This is a genomic window from Streptomyces sp. PA03-6a (assembly GCF_033792765.1).
In the GTDB taxonomy this organism is placed as follows: domain Bacteria; phylum Actinomycetota; class Actinomycetes; order Streptomycetales; family Streptomycetaceae; genus Actinacidiphila.
This window is the reverse complement of record NZ_JARAVK010000017.1, coordinates 1-26,450: the sequence shown is the minus strand read 5'-3', so window position 1 is coordinate 26,450 and position 26,450 is coordinate 1. Positions and strand designations below refer to the sequence as shown.

General features: G+C 74.4%; 22 protein-coding genes. 18 read left to right on the top strand and 4 right to left on the bottom strand.

Translation table 11 applies throughout. The annotated features are described in order from the left end of the window. Window positions 1-58 precede the first annotated feature (58 nt). A complete protein-coding gene (valS, locus tag PV350_RS06775; RefSeq protein WP_500333129.1) occupies window positions 59-2,632 on the bottom strand; it encodes a valine--tRNA ligase in 2,574 nt (857 codons plus the stop codon). 106 nt (window positions 2,633-2,738) lie between these two features. Between valS and PV350_RS06770 the strand changes: the two genes are divergently transcribed. Both PV350_RS06770 and PV350_RS06765 read left to right on the top strand, forming a co-directional pair. Further along, window positions 2,739-3,218 (top strand): MarR family winged helix-turn-helix transcriptional regulator, encoded by a 480-nt coding sequence (locus PV350_RS06770; protein WP_500333128.1) that lies wholly within the window; start codon window positions 2,739-2,741, stop codon window positions 3,216-3,218. Between the two features lie 9 nt (window positions 3,219-3,227). Next, window positions 3,228-3,683: a universal stress protein gene (locus tag PV350_RS06765; protein WP_499515393.1), complete on the top strand. Its 456-nt coding sequence runs from the start codon at window positions 3,228-3,230 to the stop codon at window positions 3,681-3,683. A 21-nt stretch (window positions 3,684-3,704) separates the two neighbouring features. Here PV350_RS06765 and PV350_RS06760 read toward each other — a convergent pair whose 3' ends face one another. Continuing rightward, window positions 3,705-4,664, bottom strand: coding sequence for an NADP-dependent oxidoreductase (locus PV350_RS06760; protein ID WP_500333127.1), 960 nt, complete (start codon window positions 4,662-4,664; stop codon window positions 3,705-3,707). Between the two features lie 215 nt (window positions 4,665-4,879). Here PV350_RS06760 and trxA point away from each other — a divergent pair, with 215 nt between their 5' ends. The 12 genes from trxA to PV350_RS06700 all read left to right on the top strand — a co-directional run bounded on the left by trxA (window position 4,880) and on the right by PV350_RS06700 (window position 17,469). Then, window positions 4,880-5,263: a thioredoxin gene (gene trxA / locus PV350_RS06755; protein WP_499515391.1), complete on the top strand. Its 384-nt coding sequence runs from the start codon at window positions 4,880-4,882 to the stop codon at window positions 5,261-5,263. A 33-nt stretch (window positions 5,264-5,296) separates the two neighbouring features. Continuing rightward, window positions 5,297-6,967, top strand: coding sequence for an AMP-binding protein (locus tag PV350_RS06750; protein ID WP_500333126.1), 1,671 nt, complete (start codon window positions 5,297-5,299; stop codon window positions 6,965-6,967). Between the two features lie 222 nt (window positions 6,968-7,189). Then, the gene (locus PV350_RS06745) at window positions 7,190-7,777 is read left to right on the top strand and encodes an endonuclease (protein ID WP_499517001.1); all 588 of its coding nucleotides are present in this window, start codon (window positions 7,190-7,192) and stop codon (window positions 7,775-7,777) included. 226 nt (window positions 7,778-8,003) lie between these two features. Beyond that, window positions 8,004-9,281: an ergothioneine biosynthesis glutamate--cysteine ligase EgtA gene (egtA, locus tag PV350_RS06740; protein WP_499515389.1), complete on the top strand. Its 1,278-nt coding sequence runs from the start codon at window positions 8,004-8,006 to the stop codon at window positions 9,279-9,281. After that, window positions 9,278-10,609 (top strand): ergothioneine biosynthesis protein EgtB, encoded by a 1,332-nt coding sequence (gene egtB / locus PV350_RS06735; protein ID WP_499515388.1) that lies wholly within the window; start codon window positions 9,278-9,280, stop codon window positions 10,607-10,609. The genes egtA and egtB overlap by 4 nt, the downstream gene beginning before the upstream one ends. 31 nt (window positions 10,610-10,640) lie before the next feature. Further along, window positions 10,641-11,396 (top strand): ergothioneine biosynthesis protein EgtC, encoded by a 756-nt coding sequence (gene egtC, locus PV350_RS06730; protein WP_500333125.1) that lies wholly within the window; start codon window positions 10,641-10,643, stop codon window positions 11,394-11,396. After that, a complete protein-coding gene (egtD, locus tag PV350_RS06725; RefSeq protein WP_500333124.1) occupies window positions 11,393-12,355 on the top strand; it encodes an L-histidine N(alpha)-methyltransferase in 963 nt (320 codons plus the stop codon). The genes egtC and egtD overlap by 4 nt, the downstream gene beginning before the upstream one ends. A gap of 143 nt (window positions 12,356-12,498) precedes the next feature. Further along, a complete protein-coding gene (locus PV350_RS06720; protein ID WP_500333123.1) occupies window positions 12,499-14,040 on the top strand; it encodes an FUSC family protein in 1,542 nt (513 codons plus the stop codon). 14 nt (window positions 14,041-14,054) lie between these two features. Beyond that, on the top strand, window positions 14,055-14,606 hold the full coding sequence (locus tag PV350_RS06715; RefSeq protein WP_499517000.1) for a MarR family winged helix-turn-helix transcriptional regulator: 552 nt from the start codon (window positions 14,055-14,057) through the stop codon (window positions 14,604-14,606). A 136-nt stretch (window positions 14,607-14,742) separates the two neighbouring features. Further along, window positions 14,743-15,525 carry a GNAT family N-acetyltransferase gene (locus PV350_RS06710; RefSeq protein ID WP_500333122.1) on the top strand — a complete coding sequence of 261 codons (783 nt, stop codon included), beginning with the start codon at window positions 14,743-14,745 and terminating at the stop codon, window positions 15,523-15,525. A 1-nt stretch (window position 15,526) separates the two neighbouring features. Further along, a complete protein-coding gene (locus PV350_RS06705) occupies window positions 15,527-16,444 on the top strand; it encodes a lysophospholipid acyltransferase family protein (RefSeq protein ID WP_500333121.1) in 918 nt (305 codons plus the stop codon). A 155-nt stretch (window positions 16,445-16,599) separates the two neighbouring features. After that, the gene (locus PV350_RS06700) at window positions 16,600-17,469 is read left to right on the top strand and encodes a S1 family peptidase (protein WP_500333120.1); all 870 of its coding nucleotides are present in this window, start codon (window positions 16,600-16,602) and stop codon (window positions 17,467-17,469) included. Window positions 17,470-17,476: 7 nt separating this feature from the next. Here PV350_RS06700 and PV350_RS06695 read toward each other — a convergent pair whose 3' ends face one another. Next, window positions 17,477-19,300, bottom strand: coding sequence for an AMP-dependent synthetase/ligase (locus PV350_RS06695; protein ID WP_499515381.1), 1,824 nt, complete (start codon window positions 19,298-19,300; stop codon window positions 17,477-17,479). Between the two features lie 146 nt (window positions 19,301-19,446). On the opposite strand from PV350_RS06695, the gene PV350_RS06690 reads away from it, so the two are divergent. The 4 genes from PV350_RS06690 (at window position 19,447) to PV350_RS06675 (ending at window position 24,353) form a co-directional block, all read left to right on the top strand. Beyond that, the gene (locus PV350_RS06690; RefSeq protein WP_499515380.1) at window positions 19,447-19,689 is read left to right on the top strand and encodes a hypothetical protein; all 243 of its coding nucleotides are present in this window, start codon (window positions 19,447-19,449) and stop codon (window positions 19,687-19,689) included. 163 nt (window positions 19,690-19,852) lie between these two features. Continuing rightward, window positions 19,853-21,328, top strand: a complete 1,476-nt coding sequence (locus PV350_RS06685; RefSeq protein WP_499515379.1) for an SDR family NAD(P)-dependent oxidoreductase — start codon at window positions 19,853-19,855, stop codon at window positions 21,326-21,328. 92 nt (window positions 21,329-21,420) lie between these two features. Continuing rightward, entirely contained in the window at window positions 21,421-23,763 is a 2,343-nt protein-coding gene (locus PV350_RS06680) for an FHA domain-containing protein (RefSeq protein ID WP_499515378.1), read from the top strand. A 5-nt stretch (window positions 23,764-23,768) separates the two neighbouring features. After that, on the top strand, window positions 23,769-24,353 hold the full coding sequence (locus PV350_RS06675; RefSeq protein WP_499515377.1) for an SH3 domain-containing protein: 585 nt from the start codon (window positions 23,769-23,771) through the stop codon (window positions 24,351-24,353). A 686-nt stretch (window positions 24,354-25,039) separates the two neighbouring features. On the opposite strand, the gene PV350_RS06670 is transcribed toward PV350_RS06675, so the two are convergent. Further along, entirely contained in the window at window positions 25,040-26,338 is a 1,299-nt protein-coding gene (locus tag PV350_RS06670; protein WP_499515376.1) for a streptophobe family protein, read from the bottom strand. Between the last annotated feature and the right edge of the window lie 112 nt (window positions 26,339-26,450).

The following is a 26,450-nucleotide window of genomic DNA, read 5'->3' as shown; positions in this document are numbered from 1 at the left end:
CGCAATCTACCGGCTCCGGGCGCGGGCGGGGCGGGCGGGCCCGGCATGTCGCGGGCGTTCAGGGCGAGTCCGGGAAGCGCACCTCGTACGCCAGGGCGTCGCCGGCCGCCGGGAGGCGTTCCACCGCCGCCGCGCGGGCCGCGGCGCGGACGTCGTCCTCGGCCTGGGCGAGGAGCGCCAGCTGCGGGGCCGGGCCGGTGACGACGAGCCGGGCGACCTCCGCCCGCATCGACAGCCGTGCCTCGGACTTGGCCTTGCGGACCGCGGTGATCGCGTCGCGGGCGGTGGCCAGGACGCGGGGGTCGCCGTCGCCGGCGAGCGCCCGCAGGGCGTCCGCGTCGGGCCAGTCGGCGCGGTGGACCGAGCCCTCGCGCCACCACGACCAGACCTCCTCGGTGACGAAGGGCAGGAAGGGCGCGAACAGCCGCAGCAGGACCGACAGGGCGGTGGACAGCGTCGCGAGGGCGGAGGGGTCGCCGTCGTACGCGCGGCCCTTGACCAGTTCGACGTAGTCGTCGCAGAAGTCCCAGAAGAAGGACTCCACGCGTTCCAGGGCGCGGGCGTGGTCGAACTCCTCCAGGGCGTCGGTGACGGCGCGGACGGTCGACGCGAGGCCCGCGAGGAGGGCGCGGTCCAGCGGTGCGGCGACCGCCGGTGCGGCGCCGTCCACGACCGCGCCGGAGGTGACCGCGCCGGAGGTGACGACGAAGCGCCCGACGTTGAGGACCTTGGTGGCCAGGCGGCGGCCGATCTTCATCTGCCCGGTGTCGAAGGCGGTGTCCGTGCCCGGCCGGGCGGCGGCCGCCCAGTAGCGGACGGCGTCGGAGCCGTGCTGCTCCAGCAGGTCGCCCGGGGTGACCGCCTTGCCCCGGGACTTGGACATCTTCTTGCGGTCCGGATCGAGGATCCAGCCGGAGATCGCGGCGTGCCGCCACGGCAGGACGCCCTGCTCGGCGTGGGCGCGGACGATGCTGCCGAACAGCCAGGTGCGGATGATCTCGTGGGCCTGCGGCCGCAGGTCCATCGGGAAGACCTTGGCGAACAGTTCGTCGTCGGTGCCCCATCCGGCGGCGATCTGCGGGGTGAGCGACGACGTCGCCCAGGTGTCCATGACGTCCGGGTCACCGGTGAACCCGCCGGGCGCGCCGCGCTGCTCCTCGCGGTAGCCGTCGGGGACGTCGGTGCCGGGGTCGACGGGCAGCGCCGACTCGTCGGGGACCAGCGGCGTGTCGTGGACGGGCTCGCCGGCCTCGTCGAGCGGGTACCAGACGGGGACGGGGACGCCGAAGTACCGCTGGCGGCTGATCAGCCAGTCGCCGTTGAGCCCTTCGACCCAGCTCTCGTAGCGGACGCGCATGTGCTCCGGGTGCCAGCGCAGTTCGCGGCCCCGCTCCAGCAGCCGCTCGCGCAGGGCCTCGTCGCGGCCGCCGTTGCGCAGGTACCACTGGCGCGTGGTGACGATCTCCAGCGGCCGGTCGCCCTTCTCGTAGTACTTGACGGCGTGGACGACCGGTTCGGGCTCGCCCTCCAGGTCGCCGCGCTCGCGCAGCATCCCCACCAGCCGCTCGCGGCCGGTGTGCGCGGTGGCGCCGGCCAGCTCTCCGTACGCCTCACGGGCCTGCGCCGTCCGCAGGGCGGCCGGCGGCGCGGGCAGGAAGCGTCCGTCGCGGCCGAGGACCGGGCGGGTGGGCAGCCGGAGTTCGCGCCACCAGGTGACGTCGGTGGTGTCGCCGAAGGTGCAGATCATGGCGATGCCGGTGCCCTTGTCCGGGTCGGCCAGCCGGTGGGCGCGGACGGGGACCTCGACGCCGAAGACCGGGGTCGTGACGCTCGTGCCGATCAGCTCCCGGTAGCGCTCGTCGTCGGGGTGCGCGACCAGGGCGACGCAGGCGGGGAGGAGTTCCGGCCGGGTGGTGGCGACGACGACCCGGCCGCCGCCGGGGCGGTGGAAGGCCAGCCGGTGGTAGGCGCCGGGCCGTTCGCGGTCCTCCAGTTCCGCCTGGGCGACGGCGGTGCGGAAGGTGGTGTCCCACAGGGTGGGTGCCTCGGCCGGGTAGGCCTCGCCGCGCGCCAGGTTGCGCAGGAAGGCGCGCTGGGAGGCGGCGCGCGAACGGGCGCCGACGGTCTGGTAGGTGAGCGTCCAGTCGACCGACAGGCCCAGGCGGCGCCAGAGTTGCTCGAACGCCTTCTCGTCCTCTGCGGTGAGGGCCTCGCACAGTTCGATGAAGTTCCGCCGCGAGACGGACTGCTGGTGACTGCCGGGACGCTCGGGCGGGGTGAAACCGGGGTCGTACGGGAGCGAGGGGTCGCAGCGGACCCCGTAGTGGTTCTGGACCCGGCGCTCGGTGGGCAGGCCGTTGTCGTCCCAGCCCATGGGGTAGAAGACGGTCTGCCCGCGCATGCGCCGGTAGCGGGCGACGGTGTCGGTGTGGGTGTACGAGAAGACGTGGCCGATGTGGAGCGATCCGCTGGCCGTGGGCGGCGGGGTGTCGATGGAGAAGATCTCCTCGCGCGGCCGCGACCGGTCGAAGCGGTGTACGCCCGACTCGTCCCAGCGCCGCGACCATTTCGCTTCGAGCCCCTCGAGGGAGGGCTTGCCGGGGACGTCGTGGTGACGGGACGGGAGGTTCATGCCGTCCCATGGTAGGCATGCGGGCCCCCGCGGCCGAACGATTTACCCGCCGGATCGTTCGTGTCACCGATGATTCGGTAACGGACCTTTTTGCTAGGCTCGGACCATGGGTCCCACGGTTTCCGCGCCCGACTTCACCGGGCTGCTGCAGTACGCCAGCCACGCCATGACGAACCGGCTGGCGGCGGCGCTGGCCGAGGTCGGGCTCACCCCCCGCGGGTACTGCGTGCTGCTGCACGCGCTCCCCGGGGAGCTGACGCAGGCTCAACTGGCCGAGGTCTCCCAGCAGGACAAGACCACGATGGTGGTCACCATGGACGAGCTGGAGCGGGCCGGCCTCGCCGAGCGGCACCCCTCCCCCACGGACCGCCGGGCCCGCATCATCACCGTCACCGAGGCGGGCCGGGAGCGCGTCGCCCTCGGCAGGGATATCACCGCCCGCGTCCACGGCGACCTGCTGGCGGCCCTTCCGCAGGACGAACGGGCGGTCTTCACCTCCGCGCTGCAGCGGCTGGTGGACGGTCATCTCGCCGCGGGCGCGGATTCCCCGCGTCCGGTGCGGCGCGCGCGGCAGTCCCGCAAGTAGGCTCGGAACGTGAGCGACAAGGCGGCTTTCGAGCGGGGCACGGACGGTCCCAAGGTGATCGTGGCGGGACTGGACGGATCGGAGTCGTCGTGGCGCGCCGCGGCGTACGCGGCGGGGCTGGCGCGGCGCCAGAGGGCGCTGCTGGCGATCGTGTACGTGCAGCCGGTCCTGGCGGCGGGGGCCGCCTTCGGCGCCCCGGTCGCGGAGGCGACCGCCGAGATCGCCGACGAGCTCAAGGCGGAGATAGAGAAGGCCGCTTCACGCTTCCAGTCGGTGTCCAGCCTGCGCTGGGAGTTCCACACCTTCACGGGCGACCCGTTCAGCGGGCTGTCCCAGGCCTCCGACGAGCTCAAGGCCGACGCGGTCGTGGTCGGCGCCTCCGAGAAGGCCGGGCACCGGCTCGTGGGCTCGGTGGCGGTGCGGCTGGTCAAGGCGGGCCGCTGGCCGGTGACGGTCGTCCCGTAGGCCCTCTCCCGCCGCGGGCGGTCAGGCCCCGTCGGCGACGTGGATGACGACCTTGCCGCGGCGGTGCTCGTGCTCCAGCGCCTCGTAGGCGGCGCGGGTCTCCGCGAGCGGCACCACGCGGTCGACCCGCGGGGTGAGCTTGCCGCCGTCGATGAGCCGGGAGACCGCCTCCAGGCCCGTCCGGTCCGGCTCGACGACGAAGAAGACGCCGCGGGCACCGTGCGCGCGGGCGCTCTCCTCGTCCGGCGGGGACACGATGCTCACCAGCAGCCCGCCGGGACGCAGCACCGACCAGGAGCGGTCCTGCGTGGCGCCGCCGACGGCGTCGAAGACGACGTCCACGTCCGCCACCTCGTCCTCGAAGCGGCCGGCGGCGTAGTCGACGACCCGCTCCGCGCCCAGTCCGGCGACGAATCCCGCGTCGCGCGCGGCGGCGGTCGCCGTGACCCGCGCGCCGAGCGCGGCGGCGATCTGGACGGCGAAGGAGCCGACGCCTCCCGCCGCGCCGTGGACCAGCACGTGCCGGCCCGGGGTGACCCCTGCGTGCCGGGCGAGCGCCTGCCAGACGGTGAGCGCGGCGAGCGGGACCGAGGCGGCCGCGTCGTGGTCGAGACGCCGGGGCTTGGCGGCGAGGATGCCCGCGGGGAGGGTGACGAACTCGGCCGCGGCACCGTCGTGGACGAAGGGGATCAGTGCGTAGACGGCGTCCCCTACCCTCGGGGTGATCACCCCGGGGCCCACCTCGGCGACCACGCCGGAGACCTCGTGCGAGGGGATCGTGGGGGTGCGGTCGCGGCCCGAGCCGTCGAAGCTGTCGGTCCAGGTCGCGTCCCAGCCGAGCTCCCCGGCCGTCACGGAGGCCGCCCGCACCGCCACCAGCGCCTCACCCGCGTCCGGCTCGGGGCGGGGCACGGTCTCGTAGCGGAGCTGTTCGGGCCCGCCGCGCCGATGCGCCCGTACGGCGTGCATCGTCGTCACCATCGGCCGCTCCCGTGGGTCGCCCCCGCGTCTGACCGGCGGGGGCGACGGACGTCCCCGCTCCCTCCAGCATCCGGCCCCGCCCGGCTCCCTGCATCCCGTTCCGCGGGGCGGCGGGGGGACGCGCCGGGAGGACGGCGTTCGGAATAGCGCAGCGCTGCCCTCGGTTACGGTCAGTGGGTCCCGACCGACGGCACCCGGAAGCAGGTAAGGGAAGCATGAGCACTGTTGAGCTCACCAAGGACAACTTCGACGAGGTCGTGGGCAACAACGATTTCGTCCTGATCGACTTCTGGGCGTCCTGGTGCGGCCCGTGCCGGATGTTCGCCCCCGTCTACGAGTCGGCCGCGGAGAAGAACACCGACCTCGTGTTCGGCAAGGTCGACACGGAGGCGCAGCCCGAGCTGGCCGCCGCGTTCCAGATCCAGTCCATCCCGACGCTGATGATCATCCGCGACAAGGTGGCCATCTTCTCCCAGCCCGGCGCGCTGCCCGCACCCGCGTTCGAGGACCTGATCAAGCAGGCCCGCGACCTGGACATGGACGAGGTCCGCAAGTCCATCGCCGAACAGGGCGCGGACCAGGAGGCCCCGAAGGCCTGACATCTGACGAGGCGTCAGCTATGGTGCGGCCGTATGGGGCGCACCATAGCGGAGCTCGTCGAGGGCCAGTGGGGCGATCGGCGCCCCGGGCTGCTGTACGGGGAGCACAGGCTCAGCCGCCATGACGTGGCGGCCGCTTCCGCCGCCCGCGCCGCGCTCCTGGCCGACCTGCTGCCGTACGGCGCCGAGCCGCACGTCGGGGTGCTCCTGGGCAACGTCCCGGAGTTCCCGCTGTGGCTCGGCGCCGCGGCGTGTGCGGGGGCCGCCGTGGTGGGGGTCAACCCGACCCGGCGCGGTACGGAACTGGCCCGGGACATCGCGCACACCGAGTGCGCGCTGCTGGTCACCGAGCGCGCGCACCTGCCCTCGCTGCGCGGTCTCGCGCTCCCCCTCCCCCCGGAACGGATCCTGGTCGTGGACGACCCGGCGTACGCGGCGCTGCTGCGCCCGTACGAGGACGCCGGTCCGCCGCGCGGCAGCCGGATACGCCCCGATTCCCGGCTCCTGCTCTACTTCACCTCCGGCTCGACCGGCGCCCCCAAGGCCGTGGTCGTCTCCCAGGGGAGGCTCGCCGACGCGGGCGCCTCCCTCAGCGGCTTCCTGGGCCTCGGACCGGACGACGTCCACTACCTGTGCATGCCGCTCTTCCACGGCAACGCCGTGATGGCCGGCTGGGCACCCGCCCTCGCGGGCGGCGGCGCGGTCGCGCTGCGCCGGTCCTTCTCCGCCTCCCGCTTCCTGCCGGACGTACGCGCCTACGGGGCCACGTACTTCACCTACGTCGGGCGGGCCGTGCAGTACCTGCTCGCCACCCCCGAGCGCCCCGACGACCGCGACCACCGCCTGCGCCGGGGCTTCGGCACCGAGGCCGGGGCGGTCGACGCGGCCCGGTTCGCGGAGCGCTTCGGCGTGCCCCTCACCGAGGGGTACGGCTCCTCCGAGGGCGGGGCCGCCATCCAGCGCTCCCCCGGCACGCCGCCCGGCGCGGTCGGGCGCGCCGCCCCCGGAGCCGACCTCGCCGTGGTGGACCCGGCGACCGGCGCCGAGCGGCCCCGCGCGGTCCTCGACGCGGCGGGCCGGCTGCTCAACGGCGACGAGGCGATCGGCGAGCTCGTCAACCGCGGGCCCTCCCGCTTCGAGGGGTACTGGCGCAACCCCGAGGCGGTCGCCGCTCGTACCCGCGACGGCTGGTACTGGACCGGCGACCTGTTCTTCCGGGACACCGAGGGCTGGTTCCACTTCGCGGGCCGCGCCGACGACCGGCTGCGCGTGGACGGCGAGAACCTCGCCGCCGCCGTCATGGAGAACGTCCTGGCCCGCTTCCCCGCCGCCGCGGCCGTCGCCGTGTACGCCGTCCCCGACCCCGTCTCGGGCGACCAGGTGATGACGGCCCTGGCACTCCGCGAGGGCGCCGCCTTCGACCCCGGCGCCTTCGCCGCGTTCCTGGCGGCGCAGGCGGACCTCGGCACGAAGTCGGCCCCGCGCTTCGTACGGGTCGTACCGCGCATGCCGGTCACCGCCACCAACAAGGTGCGGCGCGCCGCCCTGCGCCGTGAGGGCTTCCGCTGCCCCGATCCCGTGTGGTGGTCCCCGCCCGGCGAGGGACCCTGCGGCGCGGCGTACCGCCGCTTCACCGCCGCGGACCTCGCCACGCTGCTGGAGCGCTACCGCGCCCAGGACCGCGCCGGGCTCCTGGACCGCTGAGCCCACCGCCCGGGCCCGCGCCCTCGGGCAGCCGTTTCATGCCGGTCCGTCCGGGAACACGCACCCCATGCGCCACGACCAGCTCCGGCCGCCGCGCCGGGCACTGCGCGCGGGAACGGGCCCGACGTGACCGCCGGCCGGAGTACGGAGAACGCCGGGGACGTGCGGGATGCCCGGGCGACGGTGCGGGCGCTGCTGGCGGCGCACGGCGAGACGTACGCCATGGAGGCGGGCATCCGCTTGCGCGACACCCCGCAGCCGCTCTACCAGTTGCTCGTCCTCGCGATGCTGCTCGGTGCCCGCATCCGCACGCGGACGGCGATCGCCGCGGCCCGCGCCCTGTTCGCGGCGGGGCTGCGCAACCCCGCCGCGACGGCCGGCGCGACCTGGCAGCGGAGACGGGACGTGCTGGACGAGGGCGGCTACCGCCGGTACGACGAGCGGACCGCGACCCGGCTCGGCGACGCGGCGCAGTTGCTGCTGGACCGGTACGACGGCGACCTGCGCAAGGCCCGCGCGGCGGCCGAAGGGGACGCGGAGCGGCTGTGCCGGCTGCTGCGGGAGGTGCCCGGCATCGGCCCGGTCGGGGCGGGCGTCTTCCTGCGGGAGGTGCAGGCGGTGTGGCCTGAATTCGCCCCCGCCTTCGACGGGAAGGTGCTCCAGGGTGCGCAGCGGCTGCAGCTCCCCGGCACGGCCGGCGAGCTGGCGGAGCTGGTGCCGGAGGGCGAGGAGGCCGTCCTGGCCGCGGCGCTGGTGCGCGCCGCGGTGGACCGGAAGATCGCCGGGGAGGTCCTGGCATCCACCCTCTGACCTGCACGGACGCGCTCTGGAGATGCGGGCCGCCAGGTCGCGGTCCACGCTTGATTCGGACCGGACGGCAGAGGCCGCCCTCGACTCGGGTGTCATCTACCGTCCCTCGGCCGTTCGTCCGGGGCGCTCTTGAGCGACCCGCACCGAAGGGCTTAGGTGGTACGGACACCGCCCGGCCGTGGCCGGGCGGGACACGGAAAGCCGCCTTCGACGGGAGGTCCCGGCCATGCCCGGCACCAGCCAGCGGATGGAGACATCCGAACCGATCACCGAGACAGCGGCGGAGGAACACATCCAGGGCATCTGTTTCAAGACCGGCCCGCCGCGCCGCATAGGCGTGGAACTGGAATGGTTCCTCCACGACCCGCACGACCCGGCCCGCCCGGTGGGCCCCGCACGGCTCGGCGCCGCCGTCGCCGCACTGCACGACCTGTACCTCCGCTCCCGGCTCACGACCGAGCCCGGCGGCCAGCTGGAGCTGAGCTCGCTGCCCGCCCCCTCGCTCACCGCGTGCGTCAACGCCGCGGCCGCCGACCTCCACTCCGTACGCCACCGGCTCCGCCGGGAGGGCCTGGCCCTGGCGGGCCACGGCCACGACCCCTGGCGCCGGCCCCGGCGGCTGCTGGACGAGCCCCGGTACGCGGCGATGGAGACCTACTTCGACCGCTCAGGACCCGCGGGCCGGTCCATGATGTGCTCCACGGCCTCCGTCCAGGTCTGCCTGGACTCGGGTACGGAGGAGCCGGGCCCCTTCGGACTCGGCAGACGCTGGCTGCTGGCGCACCTGCTGGGCGCGGTCCTGGTCGCCGCGTTCGCCAACTCGCCGCTCAGCGCGGGCCGCCCGACCGGCTGGCGGTCCACGCGGCAGGCGGTGTGGGCCGCCCTGGACCCGGGGCGCACCCTCGCCCCGCCCACCGGGGCCGACCCGCGGACGTCCTGGACCGCCTACGCCCTGGACGCCCCGGTGCTGTGCATCCGCGGCGACGAGGCACCCTGGGCGGTGCCCGACGGGCTCACCTTCCGCGACTGGATCCGTGACGGGTCGTACCGGCCTGCGACCGCCGCCGACCTGGACTACCACCTGTCGACGCTGTTCCCGCCGGTGCGGCCACGCGGCTACCTGGAACTGCGCATGATCGACGCGCAGTCGGGGCGGGACGGCTGGATCGTGCCGCTGGCCGTGGCCGTGGCGCTCTTCGACGACGCCGCCGCCTCCGAGGTCGCCTACCGGGCGGTGAAGCCGCTCGCCGACGCGGCGGGCCGGGACCCGGCGCCGCGCAACCCGCTGTGGCGGCGCGCCGCCCGGCACGGCCTGGCCGACCCCGAACTCCACGCCACCGCCATGACCTGCTTCGCCGCGGCCCGGGAGGCCCTGCCCCGGCTCGGCGCGGACCAGGCCGTGCAGCGGGCGGTGGACGACTTCACCGAGCGCTACGTCCAGCGCGGCCGCTGTCCCGCCGACGACATGCTCGACGCCTTCCTACGCAAGGAGAGCCGCACGTGACCGCACCCGCGCTCGACCCCGAGACCCTGCGCCGGCGGGCGCTGGACGCCCTGACCACCGCGCGCGACCGCACCCGGGCGCTCACCACCTGCGTCGACGACCACGAACTCGCCGCGCAGCACTCCCCGTTGATGTCGCCCCTGGTCTGGGACCTGGCCCACATCGGCAACCAGGAGGAGCAGTGGCTGCTGCGGAACGTCGGCGGCCGTGAGGCCCTGCGCCCCGACATCGACCCGATCTACGACGCCTTCGAGCACCCGCGCTCGGAACGGCCCACCCTGCCGCTGCTGCCGCCCGCGGAGGCGCACGCGTACGCGGCCGAGGTGCGCGGGCGTGTGCTGGACATCCTGGAGCGGGCACCGCTGCACGGCACGCCGCTGACCGACGCGGCCTTCGCCTTCGGCATGATCGCCCAGCACGAACAGCAGCACGACGAGACGATGCTGATCACCCATCAGCTGCGCCGCGGCCCGGCGGCACTGACCGCCCCCCCGCCGCCGCCCGCACCCGCGGACGCTGCGCTGCTGCCGGCCGAGGTCCTGGTCCCCGGCGGTCCGTTCACCATGGGCACCTCGGCCGAGCCGTGGGCGCTGGACAACGAACGTCCCTCGCACGTGCGCGAGGTGGCCCCGTTCTTCATCGACACCGTGCCGGTGAGCAACGGCGCGTACCTCGCCTTCATCGAGGACGGCGGCTACGGGGACGAGCGCTGGTGGACCCCGGCGGGCTGGGCGCACGTCCGCGAGCACGGCCTGTCCGCCCCGCTGTTCTGGCACCGGGAGGGCGGTACGTGGCTGCGCCGCCGCTTCGGGGTGACCGAGCCGGTGCCGCGCGAGGAGCCCGTGCTGCACGTGTGCTGGTACGAGGCCGACGCGTACGCCCGCTGGGCCGGGCGCCGGCTGCCCACCGAGACGGAGTGGGAGAAGGCCGCCCGGCACGACCCGGGGAGCGGCCGCTCCCGCCGCTACCCGTGGGGCGACGCCGACCCCGGCCCGGAGCACGCCAACCTCGGGCAGCGGCACCTGCGGCCGGCCCCGGTGGGCAGCTACCCGGCCGGTGCCTCGCCGCTGGGCGTGCGGCAGCTGGTCGGCGACGTGTGGGAGTGGACGGCGAGCGACTTCCTGCCCTACCCGGGCTTCGCCCCGTTCCCGTACAAGGAGTACTCGGAGGTCTTCTTCGGCCCCGACCACAAGGTGCTGCGCGGCGGCTCGTTCGCCGTGGACCAGGTGGCCTGCCGGGGCACGTTCCGCAACTGGGACTACCCGATCCGGCGGCAGATCTTCTCCGGCTTCCGCACCGCCCGCGACGCCCGCCCGGAGCAGGTGTGAGCGCCGCCCCGAGCAGACGGGGGCGCGGCTGATGTGCCGGCACCTGGCGTACGTCGGGCCGCCCGTCGCGCTCCGCGAGCTCGTCATCGACCCGCCGCACTCGCTGTACCGCCAGTCGTGGGCGCCGCGCCGGCAGAAGTACGGCACGGTCAACGCCGACGGCTTCGGGCTCGGCTGGTACGCGGACGGGGATCCGCTGCCCGCGCGCTACCGGCGCTCCGGGCCGGTGTGGGACGACCCGTCCTTCGCGGACGTGTGCCGGGTGACGCGCTCCGGAGCGCTGCTCGGCGCGGTCCGCGACATCAGCGAGGGCTCGGTGGCCGACGAGTCCGCCGCCGCGCCGTACACGGCGGACCGCTGGCTGTTCAGCCACAACGGCGCGCTGCGCGGCTGGCCGCACTCGGTCGCCGAGGCGGCCCGCACGCTGCCCCCCGAGGAGCTGCTGACCTTGGAGGCACGCTGCGACTCCGCCCTGGCCTGGGCGCTGACCCTGCACCGGCTGCGCGCCGGCGCCGGTGCGGACGAGGCGCTCGCCGACACCGTCGGCCGGCTGGCCGCGCTGACCCCCGACTCACGGCTCAACTTCCTGCTGACCGACGGCCGGGCGATCGCCGGTACCGCCTGGGGCGACACGCTCTGGTACCTGGACACGCCCGGCCGCTCCCTCGTCGTGGCCTCCGAGCCGTACGACGACAGTCCGCGCTGGACCGAGGTCCCCGACCGCCACCTGCTGTACGGCGATCCCACCGAGGTCCTGCTGATCCCGCTCAAGGAGCCGCACCTGTGAGCCCGTTCACCCTCACCCGCACCCTGCCCGCCGACGCCACCGCGGCCGCGCTGCGCGCCGACGTGGCGTACGGGCTGACCCGCAGCCCCAAGCAGCTCCCGCCCAAGTGGTTCTACGACGCCCGCGGCAGCGAGCTGTTCGAGGAGATCACCCGGCTGCCCGAGTACTACCCGACCCGCGCCGAGCGGGAGATCCTGCACGCGAGGGCGCCGGAGATCGCCAAGGCGACCGGCGCCCGCACCCTCGTCGAGCTGGGCTCCGGCTCCTCGGAGAAGACCCGGCTGCTCATCGGCGCGCTGGGCGCACCGCTGACGTACGTGCCGATCGACGTCAGCGAGTCCGCGCTCAGAGGGGCCGGCGACGCCTTGCTCGCCGACCACCGGGAGCTGACCGTGCACGCGCTCGTCGCCGACTTCCAGCACGGCCTGGCCCTCCCCGGGACTCCCGGGCCGCGGCTGGTCGCCTTCCTCGGCGGCACGATCGGCAACCTGCTGCCGCAGGAGCGGGCACGTTTCCTCTCCTCGGTCCGGGCCCTGCTCTCCCAGGGCGACGCGCTGCTGCTCGGCACCGACCTGGTCAAGGACGAGGCGACGCTGGTGGCGGCGTACGACGACGCGCAGGGGGTCACGGCCGCCTTCAACAAGAACGTCCTGTCGGTCATCGACCGCGAGCTCGGCGCGGACTTCCACCCGGACGACTTCGACCACCTCGCCGTGTGGGACCGCGAGGAGGAGTGGATCGAGATGCGTCTGCGGGCGCGCGCGGACGTGACCGTGAAGGTCCCCGCGCTCGACCTTTCCGTGGACTTCGCCCGCGGCGAGGAGATGCGCACCGAGGTCTCCGCCAAGTTCCGCGAGGAGGGCGTGCGGGCCGAGCTGGCCGCCGCCGGTCTCGCCCTGCGGCACTGGTGGACGGATGCCGAGGGGCGGTTCGCGCTGTCGCTGGCGTTCCCCGCCTGATCCGCGCGGGTCCGCGTGTGGCCGGTCCCGGGGGCCGGCCACCGCGTTCGTCGCGGGTCCGTCCGTCCGGGTCCGTCCGGGTCCGTCCGGGCCGGCCGGCCGGATTATCTTTCACGAGTAAAACATCTGCTAAGCTTTCCCCTATGCCCGCTTTCCCCCTCCCCGTCCGCGGCGCCTTCCGGCTCCGCACCGTCCAGGACCTCTGGCACCGCCGGGCCCTCAGCGTCGTCGTCGCCGTGGGCCTGATCGAGGTGACGCTGCTGGCCCTGGGGCGCCTGGACCTGGTGCTGTACGCCGTCGGCGGCGGACTGTGCGCCCTGTACGCGCACGGGCTGCCCTTCGCCGCCCGGGCCCGGACGCTCGCCCTGGTCGTCCTGGGCATGGCCGCCGGGGCCGGGGTGGCGCTGACCACCGCGGCGCTGACCCAGTCGACGCCGGTCCGGGTGGCGGTGGCCGCCCTGCTCGCGGCGGTGCACAAGGTGGTGTGCGACGCGACACGGATCGGGCCGCCCGGGAACGTGATCTTCACCTTCGTGGCCGCGAGCGCGGCCTTCGTCCCGCAGACCCTCGGGCAGGTGCCCGCGCACACCGGGCTGGTGCTGCTCGGCGGGGCCGTCGCCTGGCTGGTATGCATGGCCCCGGTGCTCGTGCGGCCGCACGCCCCCGAGCGCACCGCCGTCGCGCGGGCCCTGGAGGTCCGGGCGCGCGCGCTGACCGACGGGGGCGCCCCCGGCAGCCGCCACGAGGCAACCCTGGCCGTGCACACCGGCTGGCACACCCTGCGGGCGGCCCGGACCACCGTCCATCTGGTGGGCCTGGAGCGGCTGCTGGCACGCGCCGAGGCCGCCGAGCCGGCCGACGCGGACCGGCTCACCGAGTGGGCCCGCACCCTGCGCCGTACCCGCACCCTGCCGGACCCCGGCCCCGCCGCGCGCACCCCCGCCCCTTCCGTCGGCACCCGGACCGGCCGGGCGGGGCGGCCCCACCGCCCCGGCCTGCGGCATCTGCTCCCCGTCGGGCTGCGCGTCCTGCTCGGCAGCGCCCTGGCGGGGTGGGGATCGATGGCCCTGGGCGTGGACCGGCCGTACTGGGCCGTGGTGACCGCCGCGGCCGTCTTCGCCGCCAACACCACCCTGTCGTGGCACCGCGCGCTGCAGCGGGTGCTCGGCAACCTCCTGGGCGTGCTGCTGTTCACCGTCCTGGTGCCGTTCACGGCCACCGGGGCCGTGGCCCTCATCGTGACCGCGCTGGCCTGCAATTTCGCGGCCGAGGCGACCATCGCGCGCAACTACTGGATCGCCAGCGCCTTCGTGACGCCCATGGCCATGATCATGACCGAGTTCGCGGGCGCACAGCCCGCCGGCCGGCTGGTGTCCGACCGCTGGCTGGACACCCTCGTCGGCGCCGCCGCCGGGCTGCTCGCCTGCTTCGCCGTGCCGAACCGCCGGGCGGGCCACCGGGTGGGCGCCGCGCTGCGGCGCCTGGAGCACGAACTCGCCGCGCCCGTCGCCCGCGAGGCCCGGCTCGTGACCGCCCTCCTGGAACTGCGCGAAGCCGCCGACACCGCCTCCGGCGAATGGTGGAGCCGGGCCCTGCCCGAGCGTCGGATCGCCGCCGCGGAGGACCGCGGCCACCTGATGCTGGCAGGTCGGCGCGGGGACGGCCGGTCCGTCACAGTGCCGTGACGACGCGTACGATCATGCGCACGCCGCCGGAGCCGCCGGCGTACGGAGGAAGGACAACCCGCGTGGAGGACGCCGTCGCGACGGTGCTGCGCCAGTGGCAGGACGTCTACCCGGACCTGGACTTCGGGCCGGTCGCCGTGATCGGCAGGCTGAACCGCTGCACCGCACTGCTGCAGCAGGTCACCGAGACGCCCCTGGGTCGCGAAGGCCTCACCCGCCCCGAGTACGACATCCTCATCGCCCTGCGCCGCGTCGGCGGGGAGCTGACCCCGGGCCGGCTGGCCCGGGAGACCTTCGCCTCGGGCGCCGCGGTCACCAAGCGGATCAAGCTGCTGGAGGAGCGTACCCTGGTCGCCCGCCGCCCGGACAGCCGCGACCGCCGGGTCTCCCACCTGCGGCTGACCGAGGAGGGCCGCGCGCTCGTCGACCGCGTCCTGCCCGAGCAGCTCGCCTACGAGACGGGGCTGCTGTCCGGGCTCCCGGAGGGCCGCCGCGAGGAGCTGGCGGGCATCCTCGGCGAGCTCCTGCTGCTGCTCGAAGGCCGCTTGGGAGCGCTTTCCGGGTGAAGCGGGCGGCCCGCGGACCCACGGCACCGGCACTTCAGCGAGCGCACATCTGCGCGCTCCGTCAAGGACACGCCAAGGCAAGGCCGCGACGGGACAGATAAGGGTGTCCCCGTCCCCCTGACCAGGGAATCGCGCCATGACCGCTTCGTACGAACTCGCTCCCGTCGTCGACACCCCGACCGACCGCCCCCGCTATTCGGTGAGCCTCGCCCAGGACGAGGCGGAGGTGCGGGCCGCACAGCGTCTGCGGCACCAGGTGTTCGCCGGGGAGATGGGGGCCCTGCTGGACACGCCCGAGCCGGGCCTGGACGTCGACGCCCTCGACGCCTTCTGCGACCACCTGCTGGTGAAGGACGACCCCACCGGCGAGGTCGTCGGCACCTACCGGCTGCTCACCCCCGCCAACGCCCGCCGCGCGGGCCGCAACTACTCCGAGTCCGAGTTCGACCTGACCCGGCTCGCGCCGATCCAGCACGACATGGTCGAGGTGGGCCGCTCGTGCGTGCACCCCGACCACCGTGACGGGGCCGTCGTCGCGCTGATGTGGGGCGGCATCACCCGCTACATGGCGACCACCGGCCACAACTGGGTCGCCGGCTGCTGCTCGGTGCCCCTCACCGACGGCGGCGCGCTGGCCGCGGGCGTGTGGGACCGGGTCTCCGCCAAGAACATGGCCCCCGAGGAGTACCTGGTCTCCCCGCACCGCCCCTGGGACCCGGCGGGCATCGTCCGCCCGGCCCGGACCACGCTGCCCGCGCTGCTCCGCGGCTACCTGCGGCTGGGCGCCTGGGTGTGCGGCGAGCCCGCCTACGACCCGGACTTCGGCGTCGCCGACCTGTTCATCCTGCTCTCGCTGGAGCGCACCGACGAGCGCTACCTGCGCCACTTCGGCGCCATCGGCTCGCTCGGATCGGTCTGAGATGGCCGCGGCGTGGTGGTCGCCGGTCGCCCCCTGCACCCCGCAGGCGTGCGTGACCGGCGACGGTCAGGTGGTGGGCCGGGTCCGGCGGCTGCTGCGGTACGCCGCCGCTCTGGTGGTGCTGTTCACCGGCGTCGTGCTCTCGGTACCGCTCGGCGCGCTGTGCGGCCCGGCCGGGCGCGAGCGGCTGATCCGGCACTGGACCCGCTCACTGGCGGCGGCCTTCGGCGTCCGGGTGCGGCTGCCCGAGCCTGCGCCACGGGAGCCGGGCCGCGGCCTGCTGGTGGTCTCCAACCACGTGTCGTGGCTGGACATCCCGCTGATCGCCGCGGTCTTCCCGGGCCGCAACGTCGCCAAGCGGGAGATCCGCGACTGGCCGGTGATCGGGCGGCTGTGCGTGCGCGGCCGCACGATCTTCATCGACCGGGAACGGATCCGCGCGCTGCCGGACACGGTGGCGGAGGTCGCGGCGGCGCTGCGCTCGGGCGCGACGGTGGTGGCCTTCCCGGAGGGCAGCACCTGGTGCGGCCGTGAGGAAGGCCGGTACCGCCGGGCGCTGTTCCAGGCCGCGCTGGACGCCGGCGCAGACGTGCAGCCGCTGCTCATCCGCTACCGGCACGCCGACGGGAGGCCCAGCACCGAGGCGGCGTTCCTCGGCGAGGACACCCTGATGGACTCGGTGCGCCGGGTGGTGGCGGCCCGCGGACTCACCGCGGAAGTGGCGGCGTTCCCCCGCATCGCGGCGGGCTCGCTCCCGGACCGGCGTGCGCTCGCGGCCGCCGCCCGCCACGCCTTGGTCGCCCCCGCGCCGCGCGCGGCCGTACCGGTCCAGGCCGGTCCCCACGAGCGCGGGACGGACGTCCGGATCGGCGCGCCCGCCCGCCGGGCGGGCGACCGGGTCGTGGGGCTCCCGGGCTGACGCCCCGTCACCGGACCGTGCCCGCCGGCAGCCGCCTCCGGCGCGCCGTCGGGCGCGGTCCGGCCGCATGGGGCCCTCTTGTGACCACCCTCTCGAGTTCACAACAATGTCCATGCCAAAACCGAAAGAACTTCGGTCTCGAGAGGACCCCCCACATGAAACGACCTCTCAGAGGAGTCTTCGCGGCTGCCCTTGCGGCCCTCGCCGCGGTCGCGTCCCTCGGGCTGTCCGCAGCCCCCGCCTCGGCGGCCGGCCGGGACACCGCGGCCGCACCGGACGCCAGGGCCGCCGTCACCGTCGACTTCGCCGGCACGGTGTCGCTCAGCAACTGCTCCGGGTCGCTCATCCGCTTCCCGGGCTCCGCGTCCACCGACCCCGCCCTGGTGCTCTCCAACGGGCACTGCCTGACCAGCGGCTTCCTCGACCCCGGCGAGGTGCTGGTCAACCAGACGTCGACACGCACCTTCGGCCTGCTCAACTCCTCGGGCCGCTCGGTCGCCACGCTGCGCGCCACCAAGCTGGCGTACGCGACCATGACCGACACCGACATCTCGGTGTACCAGCTGAACCGCACCTACGCGCAGATCCAGTCCTCCTACGGGATCTCCGCGCTGGGGGTCTCCGGTACGCACCCGGTGCAGGGCACGGCCATCAAGGTCGTCTCCGGCTACTGGAAGACCATCTACAGCTGCAGCATCGACGGCTTCGTCCACCTCCTCAAGGAGGGCGACTGGACCTGGAAGGACTCGGTCCGCTACACCTCCTCGTGCAACACCATCGGCGGCACCTCGGGTTCGCCCGTCATCGACACCGCGACCGGCAAGGTCGTCGCCATCAACAACACGGGGAACGAGGACGGCGGCCGCTGCACCCTCAACAACCCCTGCGAGGTGGCCGAGAACGGCACCGTCACCGTCCGCCAGGGCATCAACTACGCCGAGCAGACCTACGGGATCGGCACGTGCGTGACCACGGGCAACCGGTTCGACCTCACCCTGCCCGGATGCCTGCTCCCCAAGCCGTGACCACGGTTCAGCGCCGGTACATCGCGTCGATCTCGGCGGCGTAGGCCTCCTCGACCGCCCGGCGCCTGAGCTTGCGGGAGGGGGTGACCAGCCCCCGCTCCTCGGTGAACGAGGCGGCCAGCACGCGGAACGAACGGATCGACTCCGCCTTCGACACCCGCGTGTTGGCCGCCGACACCGCCCGCCGCACCTCGGTCTCCAGTTCCGGGTCGCGCACCAGCTCCTGCAGCCCGGCCTCGGCCTTGCCGCGCAACCGCAGCCACTGGGCCGTCGCCTCGGCGTCCAGGGTCACCAGGGCCGTCACATAGGGCCGGTCGTTGCCGATGACCAGGCAGTGCTCGACCAGCGGATGCTCGCGGACGCGTTCCTCCAGGACGGCCGGGGAGAGGTTCTTGCCGCTGGTGGTGACGATGATCTCCTTCTTGCGGCCGGTGATCGTCAGGTAGCCGTGCTCGTCGAGGAAGCCGAGGTCGCCGGTGTGCAGCCAGCCGTCGCGCAGGGCCTGCGCCGTGGCCCCCGGGTCGCCGAGGTAACCGGAGAAGACGGCCGGGCCGCGGAGCAGGATCTCGCCCTCGTCCGAGATCCGCACGTCCGTGCCGGGCACGGGGAGGCCGACCGTGCCGTAGCGCACCCGCCCGGGCGGGTTGGCGGTGGCGGCCGAGGTGGACTCGGTGAGTCCGTAGCCCTCGTACACCGTGACCCCCGCGCCCTCCAGGAACAGCCCGAGCCGCCGCCCCATGGTGGAGCCGCCGCTCACCGCGTTGCGGACCCGGCCGCCCAGCGCCTCGCGGACCCTGGCGTACACCATCCGGTCGTAGACGCGGTGCAGCACGCGCAGCGCCGCGCTCGGTCCGGGGCCGGTGCCCAGCGCACGGCGCTCGCGGGCCTCGGCGAAGCGCACGGCCACGTCGACGGCCTTGTCGAACACACCGAGGTGGCCGGCCTCCTCCGCCTTGTCGCGCGCGGCGTTGAAGACCTTCTCGAAGACGTACGGCACGGCGAGCACGAACGTCGGCCGGAACAGCGCCAGGTCGGGCAGGAGCTCGGCGGCCGTCATCCCGGGCTGGTGGCCCAGGCGCACCCTCGCCCGTACGGCCGCCACCTGGATCATGCGGCCGAAGACGTGGGCCAGCGGCAGGAAGAGCAGCACGGACGGCTGCGCGGAGGTGCCGCTGTCGAAGACCGGCCGCCAGCCGGCGATGAGGTTGTCGGTCTGGCACATGAAGTTGCCGTGGGTCAGGACGCAGCCCCGGGGGCGTCCGGTGGTGCCCGAGGTGTAGATCACGGTGGCGACGGCGTCGGGCGTCACGGCGAGCCGGTGCCGGTGGACCACGTCCTCGGAGATCCGCTCCCCGTCGGCCACCAGCTGCTTCACCGCCCCGGAGTCCAGCTGCCAGACGCGGGTCACGGCGGGCAGCCGGTCGATCACCGAGCCCAGCGTCATGGCGTGGTCCTCGTGCTCCAGGACGCAGCCGACGGCGCCGGTGTCGTGGAGGATCCAGCGCAGCTGCTCGGCGGAGGAGGTCGGGTAGACGGGCACCGGCTGCGCCCCGATGGTCCACAGCGCGAAGTCGAAGAGCGTCCACTCGTACCGGGTGCGCGACATGATCCCCACCCGGTCCCCGAACCGCACCCCGTGCGCGAGCAGCCCCTTGGCCAGGGCCGTCACCTCGTCGCGGAACTCGGCCGTGGTCACGTCCCGCCAGCGGCCGTCCTCCTTGCGGCCCAGCCGCACCTCGTCCGGGGCCTGCGCCGCGGTCTCGAACACCACGTCGGCCAGGCCGCCGGCGAGGGTGGCCGGGACCAGCGCGGGCAGACTGAATTCGCGCACGCGGGCACCTCGTGGGGGGTTGGAGCGGGCGGAGAAGCGTAACGTAACGGATCTCTCACGCACTGTCGGCCCACGGCCGGGTCGCTGTCCGGGTTCTTCACCAAACCTCCCCCGGCGAGAGATCATGGATGCAGGAGGTGACCTCCATGACCACCAGGATCCGACTCCACGGCGGCCCCGGGGACGGTCTCACCCTCGGCATCGCACTGGGAGCCGGGGGGCAGCCCCCCGATGGCATCCTGTACGACCCGCTGGCCATCAGCGTGCAGGACGCGGGGGCGCACCAGGCGTGGCCGGACAGCGCCGCGTACTACAAGCGCCTCGAACACATGGCCGACGAGCCGTGGGACTACGCGTACGAGAGCGAGGCCACCGCCCCCCTGGAGTGACCCGCCGGCACGCCGCGGACCGTCCCGGGGCCGCCCCCGGGCCGCCGGCTGCGGCCGCCGGGGACGCACGGGCGAAAGCCGCCGTTTTGGCCGGGCGCCCCGGCCTCCGTAGAGTTCCGCAGGACACCAGTGGGAACACACGATCCAGGGAACGACGGCGGGCATGACGGCGACCGAGAACGAGCAGAGCACGGCAACGGCCTGGGAGGGCGTCCCCGGCATCGACCCGGCGCGCCTGGAGCTGTGCCTCAGCGTGCTCAGGGAGCTCGACGAGCTGCCGATCGACCACCCCGACGCGGTCACCGTGCGCAAGGCCACGGCCGGCATCTACCGGATGGTGAAGCAGCGCCGCCGGCAGGACCGGCGGGCCGCCAAGACCGCCCACGACAAGATGGTCACCGAGTCCACCGCGACCGGCTCCGCCGAGCGGATCGACGACGAGACCCAGGGGCTGCTGCCCTCCTCGTCGACGACCGGTGCGATCGCGGGCGTCCTGCGGCGACCGCGCTCCTGCTACGTGTGCAAGGGGCGCTACGTCGAGGTCGACGCCTTCTACCACCAGCTGTGCCGGGAGTGCGCGGCCGCCAACCGTGCCCGGCGCGACGCGCGCACCGACCTGACCGGCCGCCGCGCGCTGCTCACCGGCGGCCGGGCCAAGATCGGCATGTACATCGCGCACCGGCTGCTGCGCGACGGCGCCCACACCACCGTCACCACGCGCTTCCCCGCGGACGCCATCCGGCGCTTCAAGGCGATGCCGGACAGCGAGGAGTGGATCCACCGCCTCAAGATCGTCGGGATCGACCTCCGCGACCCCGCCCAGGTCGTCGCGCTCGCCGACTCGGTGGCCGCCGAGGGCCCCCTGGACATCCTGATCAACAACGCGGCGCAGACCGTGCGCCGCTCCCCCGCCGCCTACGCGGAACTGGTGGCCGCCGAGTCCGCCCCGCTCCCGGCCGGGGCGCTGCCCGTCTCGGAGGTCTTCGGGGCCTTCGGCAGCGGTGCCCAGCCCGCGCTGCCCGCCCCGCGCGCGGAGCTGTCGGCCCGGGCCCAGGAGGTCACGGACCTGGCGCTGGTGAGCGGTTCGGCCTCGCTCGCCCGGATCGAGGCCGGCACGGCGATCGACGCCGGCGGGCTGGTCCCCGACCTCGACGCGGCAAACAGCTGGAGCCGGGCCGTGGGCGAGGTCGACCCGGTCGAGATGCTCGAAGTGCAGCTGTGCAACGAGACCGCGCCGTTCATCCTGGTCAGCAGGTTGCGCCCGGCGATGGCGGCCGCCGCCGCCCGCCGCAAGTACGTGGTGAACGTCTCCGCGATGGAGGGCAAGTTCACCCGCGGCTACAAGGGCGCGGGCCATCCGCACACCAACATGGCGAAGGCCGCGCTCAACATGCTGACCCGTACCAGCGCGCGGGAGATGCTGGAGACCGACGGCATCCTGATGACCAGCGTCGACACCGGCTGGATCACCGACGAGCGGCCCCACCCGGACAAGATGCGCCTCGCCGAAGAGGGATTCCACGCCCCGCTGGACCTCATCGACGGCGCGGCCCGGGTGTACGACCCGATTGTCCGCGGCGAGCAGGGCGAGGACCTGCACGGGGTGTTCCTCAAGGACTACGCGCCGACCGAGTGGTGAGGGCCCCGGCACCGTCCCTCAGGGCCATGTGACGGCCCGTTGCGGGACAGGTGGGACAGGCGGGGCGGCCGGTCCGCGGCTACGATCGAAGCGTGGCCGAGCGAGGTTTCGCGCCCACCGCGCCCAAGCTCGTGCTCGAGACCGACGGGGACACCCGGATCCTGGTCCCGGGTCGGGAGTACCACGTCGGTCGCGACCCCGACGGTGACGTCGTCCTCGACGACCCCCGGGTGTCGTGGCATCACGCGGTGATCCGGCCCGCGGGCGACAGCTGGATGCTGCACGACCTGGGCAGCACCAACGGCACCTTCGTCAACGGCCGGCAGGTCCGGCAGTGGGGCGTCGGCCCGGGCAGCGTCATCCGCTTCGGGCACGCCGAGCAGGGGCCGTGCGCCCGGCTGAGCAGCGCCGAGGCGCCCACCGGGGTCTACCGGGCGCCGCCGATGGCCTCCCCCGCGGCGACCGGCACCTTCCGCCGCCCGACGTCGGTGCGGTCGCTGCCCGACCGCACGATCCACATCGGGCGCGCCTCCGACAACGACCTGGTCGTCTCGGACCTGCTGGTCTCACGGCACCACGCCGAACTGCGGTCGCTGCCGGACGGCGGCTACGAGATCGTCGACCTGCACAGCCACAACGGCACCTATCTGGACGGCCAGCGCGTCGAACGGGCGGTCGTGCACCAGGGCGACATCATCGACGTCGGCCACGCGGTCTTCCGGCTGGTCGGGGACAAGCTGCAGCAGTTCACCGACACCGGCGAGGTCTCGCTCAACGTCCGCGACCTGTCGGTGCGCGTGGACGACAGCGGCAAGGTGCTGCTGGACGACATCAGCTTCCCCGTCGGCGAGAAGTGCCTGCTGGCGGTGGTCGGGCCGAGCGGCTCCGGCAAGTCGACGCTGCTGAACGCCCTGACCGGCCTGCGCCCCGCGAACCACGGCACGGTGCTCTACGACGGGCGCGACCTGTACCGCGAGTACGCGGACCTGCGCCAGCGCATCGGCCTGGTCCCGCAGGACGACATCCTGCACCAGCAGCTCCCCGTCGGGCGCGCCCTGTCGTACGCCGCCGAACTCCGCTTCCCCGGCGACACCGCCAAGGAGGAACGGCAGGCCCGGGTGGACGAGGTGATCGCCGAACTCGGCCTGGAGGCCCGGGTGAAGCAGCCGGTCCACACCCTCTCCGGCGGCCAGCGCAAGCGCGTGAGCGTCGCCCTGGAACTGCTGACCAAGCCCTCGCTGCTCTTCCTGGACGAACCGACCTCCGGCCTGGACCCGGGGATGGACCGTTCGGTGATGACGATGCTGCGCGAGCTCGCCGACGACGGCCGCACGGTCATCGTGGTGACGCACAGCGTGCTCAGCCTGGAGGTCTGCGACCGGTTGCTGGTGATGGCCCCCGGCGGGCGCATGGCCTACTACGGGCCGCCCAGCAAGACCCTCCCCTTCTTCGGCTTCCGGCAGTGGCCGGAAGCCTTCGAGGCCTTCGAGAACGAGGAGAACCGCGACTGGGCGGGCCAGTACGAGGCCTCCCCGCTCTACGACGAGTACGTCGCGGCGGCGCTGGAACCCGCAGGACCGCAGCCCCCGGCGGAGCTCGAACCCCTGGAGCCGCCCAAGCCGCAGGGCTGGGGCGACCAGTTGTGGACGCTGGTGCGCCGCTACACGGCGTCGCTGGCCGCCGACCGCACCTTCCTGGCGATCATGGTGGCCCTGCCCTTCGTGATGGGCGGGATGGCGCGCGCACTGGCCGGCGGTGCGCTGGGCCGGAACAACGCGCTCAACGTGCTGCTGATCCTGTGCGTCGGCTCGGTGCTCACCGGGGCCGCCAACGCGGTCCGCGAACTCGTCAAGGAACGGGTCATCTACCAGCGGGAGCGGGCCGTGGGCCTGTCCCGCTCGGCCTACCTGGCGTCCAAGGTCGTGGTCCTGGGAGTGATCACCGTCGCGCAGGCGGTGGTCCTGACGATGGTCGCCCTCGTCGGCGTGCGTCTGAGACCCCAGGGCGGCAGCGGGGTCCTGATGCCACCGCTGCCGGAGATCACGCTGGCGGTGGCACTGCTGGCGTTCACCTCCATGATGCTCGGGCTGCTGATCTCGGCCCTGGTGCGCAAGGAGGAGGTGACCATGCCGCTGCTGGTGCTGATCGCCATCGTGCAGGTCGTCTTCTGCGGCGCCCTGCTGCCCCTGCACGGGGTGCCGGGTCTGGAGCAGTTGTCCTGGCTGGTGCCCTCGCGCTGGGCGCTGGGGGCGATGGCCGCGACGCTGGACCTGCATGCCTTCACACCCAGCAACGTGACGTCGGACCCGCTCTTCCGGCCCGTGCCCTCGATGTGGCTGCTGAACATGGGCATGCTCGTGGTGCTGTCGGTGGCCTTCGGTCTCGTCGTGGTCAGGCTGCTGCGGCAGCACGAGCCGGCCGTCATGCGGAGGTAGGCCTGATGTACGAGCCGGAGTTCGTCCCCACCCATGTCGCCCCGGCGGGCGGACTGCCCACCTGGCGGGCGCCGGACGACTCCAGCCCCTCCGCGGGGCTGGACCCCCTGCTGCCGGTGCGGGTGACCGAGCACCGGGGCGACTGGGCGCGGGTCGTGTGCTCCAACGGCTGGTCCGCGTGGGTGGACGGACGGCTGCTGATCACGGTGCCGCAGGGCCCTCCGGCGGTGGGCGGCTCCCCGGCGCGCACGGCGGACGCCCGTCCGCTGCTGGACCGGCTGGTGGAGGCGCTCGGCTCCTACCGGACCATGGTGCAGGACCTCGCGGCCGGGACGATCGACCTGGAGACCTTCGACCGGGGAACGAGCGGGATGCGGATCGGCGCCGTCGTGGACGGCGACGCCGTCTGGCTCTTCGACGCCGAGCACGACCGCTGGTGCTACTGCGACGGCGCCCGCATGGCGACCTACGCCGCCGCCGACCCGCCCGCGATGCGGCCCGGCGAACCCCCGCCCCCGGCGGAGCCGCCGCTGCGCGACGACGCGTCCCCGACCGAGACCCACCCGATCACATGGGCGAGCGAATCCTGAGGCGGATACCAGGGCCGACGGCCGGTACTGCCCGGGCCACGCGCCGATGCCGATCGTCTGCCGCAGGCCCCAGGACACAGCCGTCGCCGCCGCGGCCCCCCGCACGACGGCGCCCGGACGGATCGCCACCCACAGAGCCCGGACCGGCCCCGGCCCGGCAGACCTCGCACCGGGCGACCCCGGGCACGGAGCCGCCCCATCACCCGGACGGGCAAACCTCCGCCTTGGGCGGGGCCGCCGCCGGGTCAGCCGTCAGCAGGACGGGCCGGTGTCAGGATGCGGGCGGCCATGCCGCCGAGCAGGTCTGCCGCCACGCCCGACAGCCCGGAATGCCGGCCCGCACGCGACGGCGCCGAGCTGCCACCGGCAGACCGGCCCCGGCCCGGCGGACCAGCCGCCGGGCGAACCTCGGCACGGACCCGCCCCATCACCCGGACGGACTAACCCGAGGGGCCGCCCGGCACGGCCTCAGGTGGCCCTGCGACCACGCGTTGACCGCGGTCCGCCGAGCAACCGTGCGCAGCCGCCGCGACGGCCTCAGCGGGGCGGCCCCCACGCGACGGCGCCCGGATCGCCACCCACAGAGCCCGAACCGGCCCCGGCCCGGCAGACCTCGCACCGGGCGACCCCCGGCACGGAGCCGTCCGATCACCCGGACGGGCAAACCTCCGGGTCGGGGCACCCGGTCAGCGGGCCGCAGCGTCCCGGCGGGCGGTGCGCCCGCGGGCGAGCAGGTGGACGGCCATGCTGCCGAGCAGGCCTGCCGCCACGCCCCACAGCGCGGCGATGCCGATCGCGGGGAGCAGGTTGGGGAGCAGCACGATCGAACCGCCGAGGCCGCCGGTGTCGGACGGGTCGCCGATGCCGAACAGCGACAGGCCGTAGTGCGCGTCGATCCGGGTGAGCACGCCGATCAGCAGCATGGCCGCCGCGGACGCCACCCCCAGGTGGACGGCGTTGCGTACGTGCCCCGTGCCGGGTCGCGCGCGCCAAGCGGTGGCCCAGCCGGCGCCCAGCATGGCGACGGCGGCCGCGACCACCAGCCACCACGCCCTGCCGTCGTGCTCGGAGAGCGACGCGAGGTCGAGGGTGGCCTCCCCGTCCCCGCTGCGCAGCACCGCGGCCAGCGCCTCCGGCATCGGCACACCCAGCGCCCCCTGCACGCTGCCGTGCCACGAGGCGCCCATGCCGAGACCGAGGGCGAGCCATGCCACGTTCGGCAGGCCGAGGAAGACGACGGCGAAGCTGTCCGCGGGCTCCGCGCGCGTGGAGGCGGTGACCACCGCGATCACGGCGCCGGCGACCACGTAGGCGAGCAGGACGCCCACCATGGCCCGGGCGGCCGGCCGGACGACGGTGTGCACGGGCACCAGCCGGGAGGGCAGGGGCGCCCGTCGTGACACGGCGAAGGCCAGGAGGAGGACGACGGCCAGCCAGAGCAGCCCGGCGACGACCGTGACCGGGACGTCGGCGCGGAAACCGACCGTGGGGGTGATGCCGAACAGGTCGCCGAGTTCGTTGAGGAACTCCTCGCCCGTGGAGATGGTGAAGGTGTGGCGTGCGCCGAGGGCGATCAGCAGCGTGACGAGGGCCCACAGCACACCCGTCCGGACGAAGAGCCACAGCAGCCGGTCCCCGGAGACCACCGCGTGCCGGCGCAGCGGCCGTACGACCACGTAGGCGGTGACGAGGGCTCCGGCCAGGGCGACGGAGAGCGGGAAGACGGTCACCGCCGCGTCCGACCGGGCGATGGTGCCCGCACCGCCCTCCAGGCCGACGCGGCCCCCGACGGCCATGACCACCGTAGCCGCGATGACGGGTAGGAAGGCGCCCTGCGGCAGCTCGGAGGCTCCGGCGAGCCACAGGCCCAGGGCCGCCACGACCACCATGACGGCGTACCCGGCCAGGACCGCGGCGAGTGCGTGCAGCCAGCCGTGGGTGGGCCCCGGGGCCGGGTGCGGGGCGGAGGGCGGATGCCGGGTCACGGTGTCAGGCTAAGCAGCCCGGCGGCAGCCCGCCCGTCCGGAATGTCCCGGCTTGCGGCCCGGCCGGAGGGTGGACGGAGAATGCGGGGTGACCTCACCCCCGCCCCAGGAG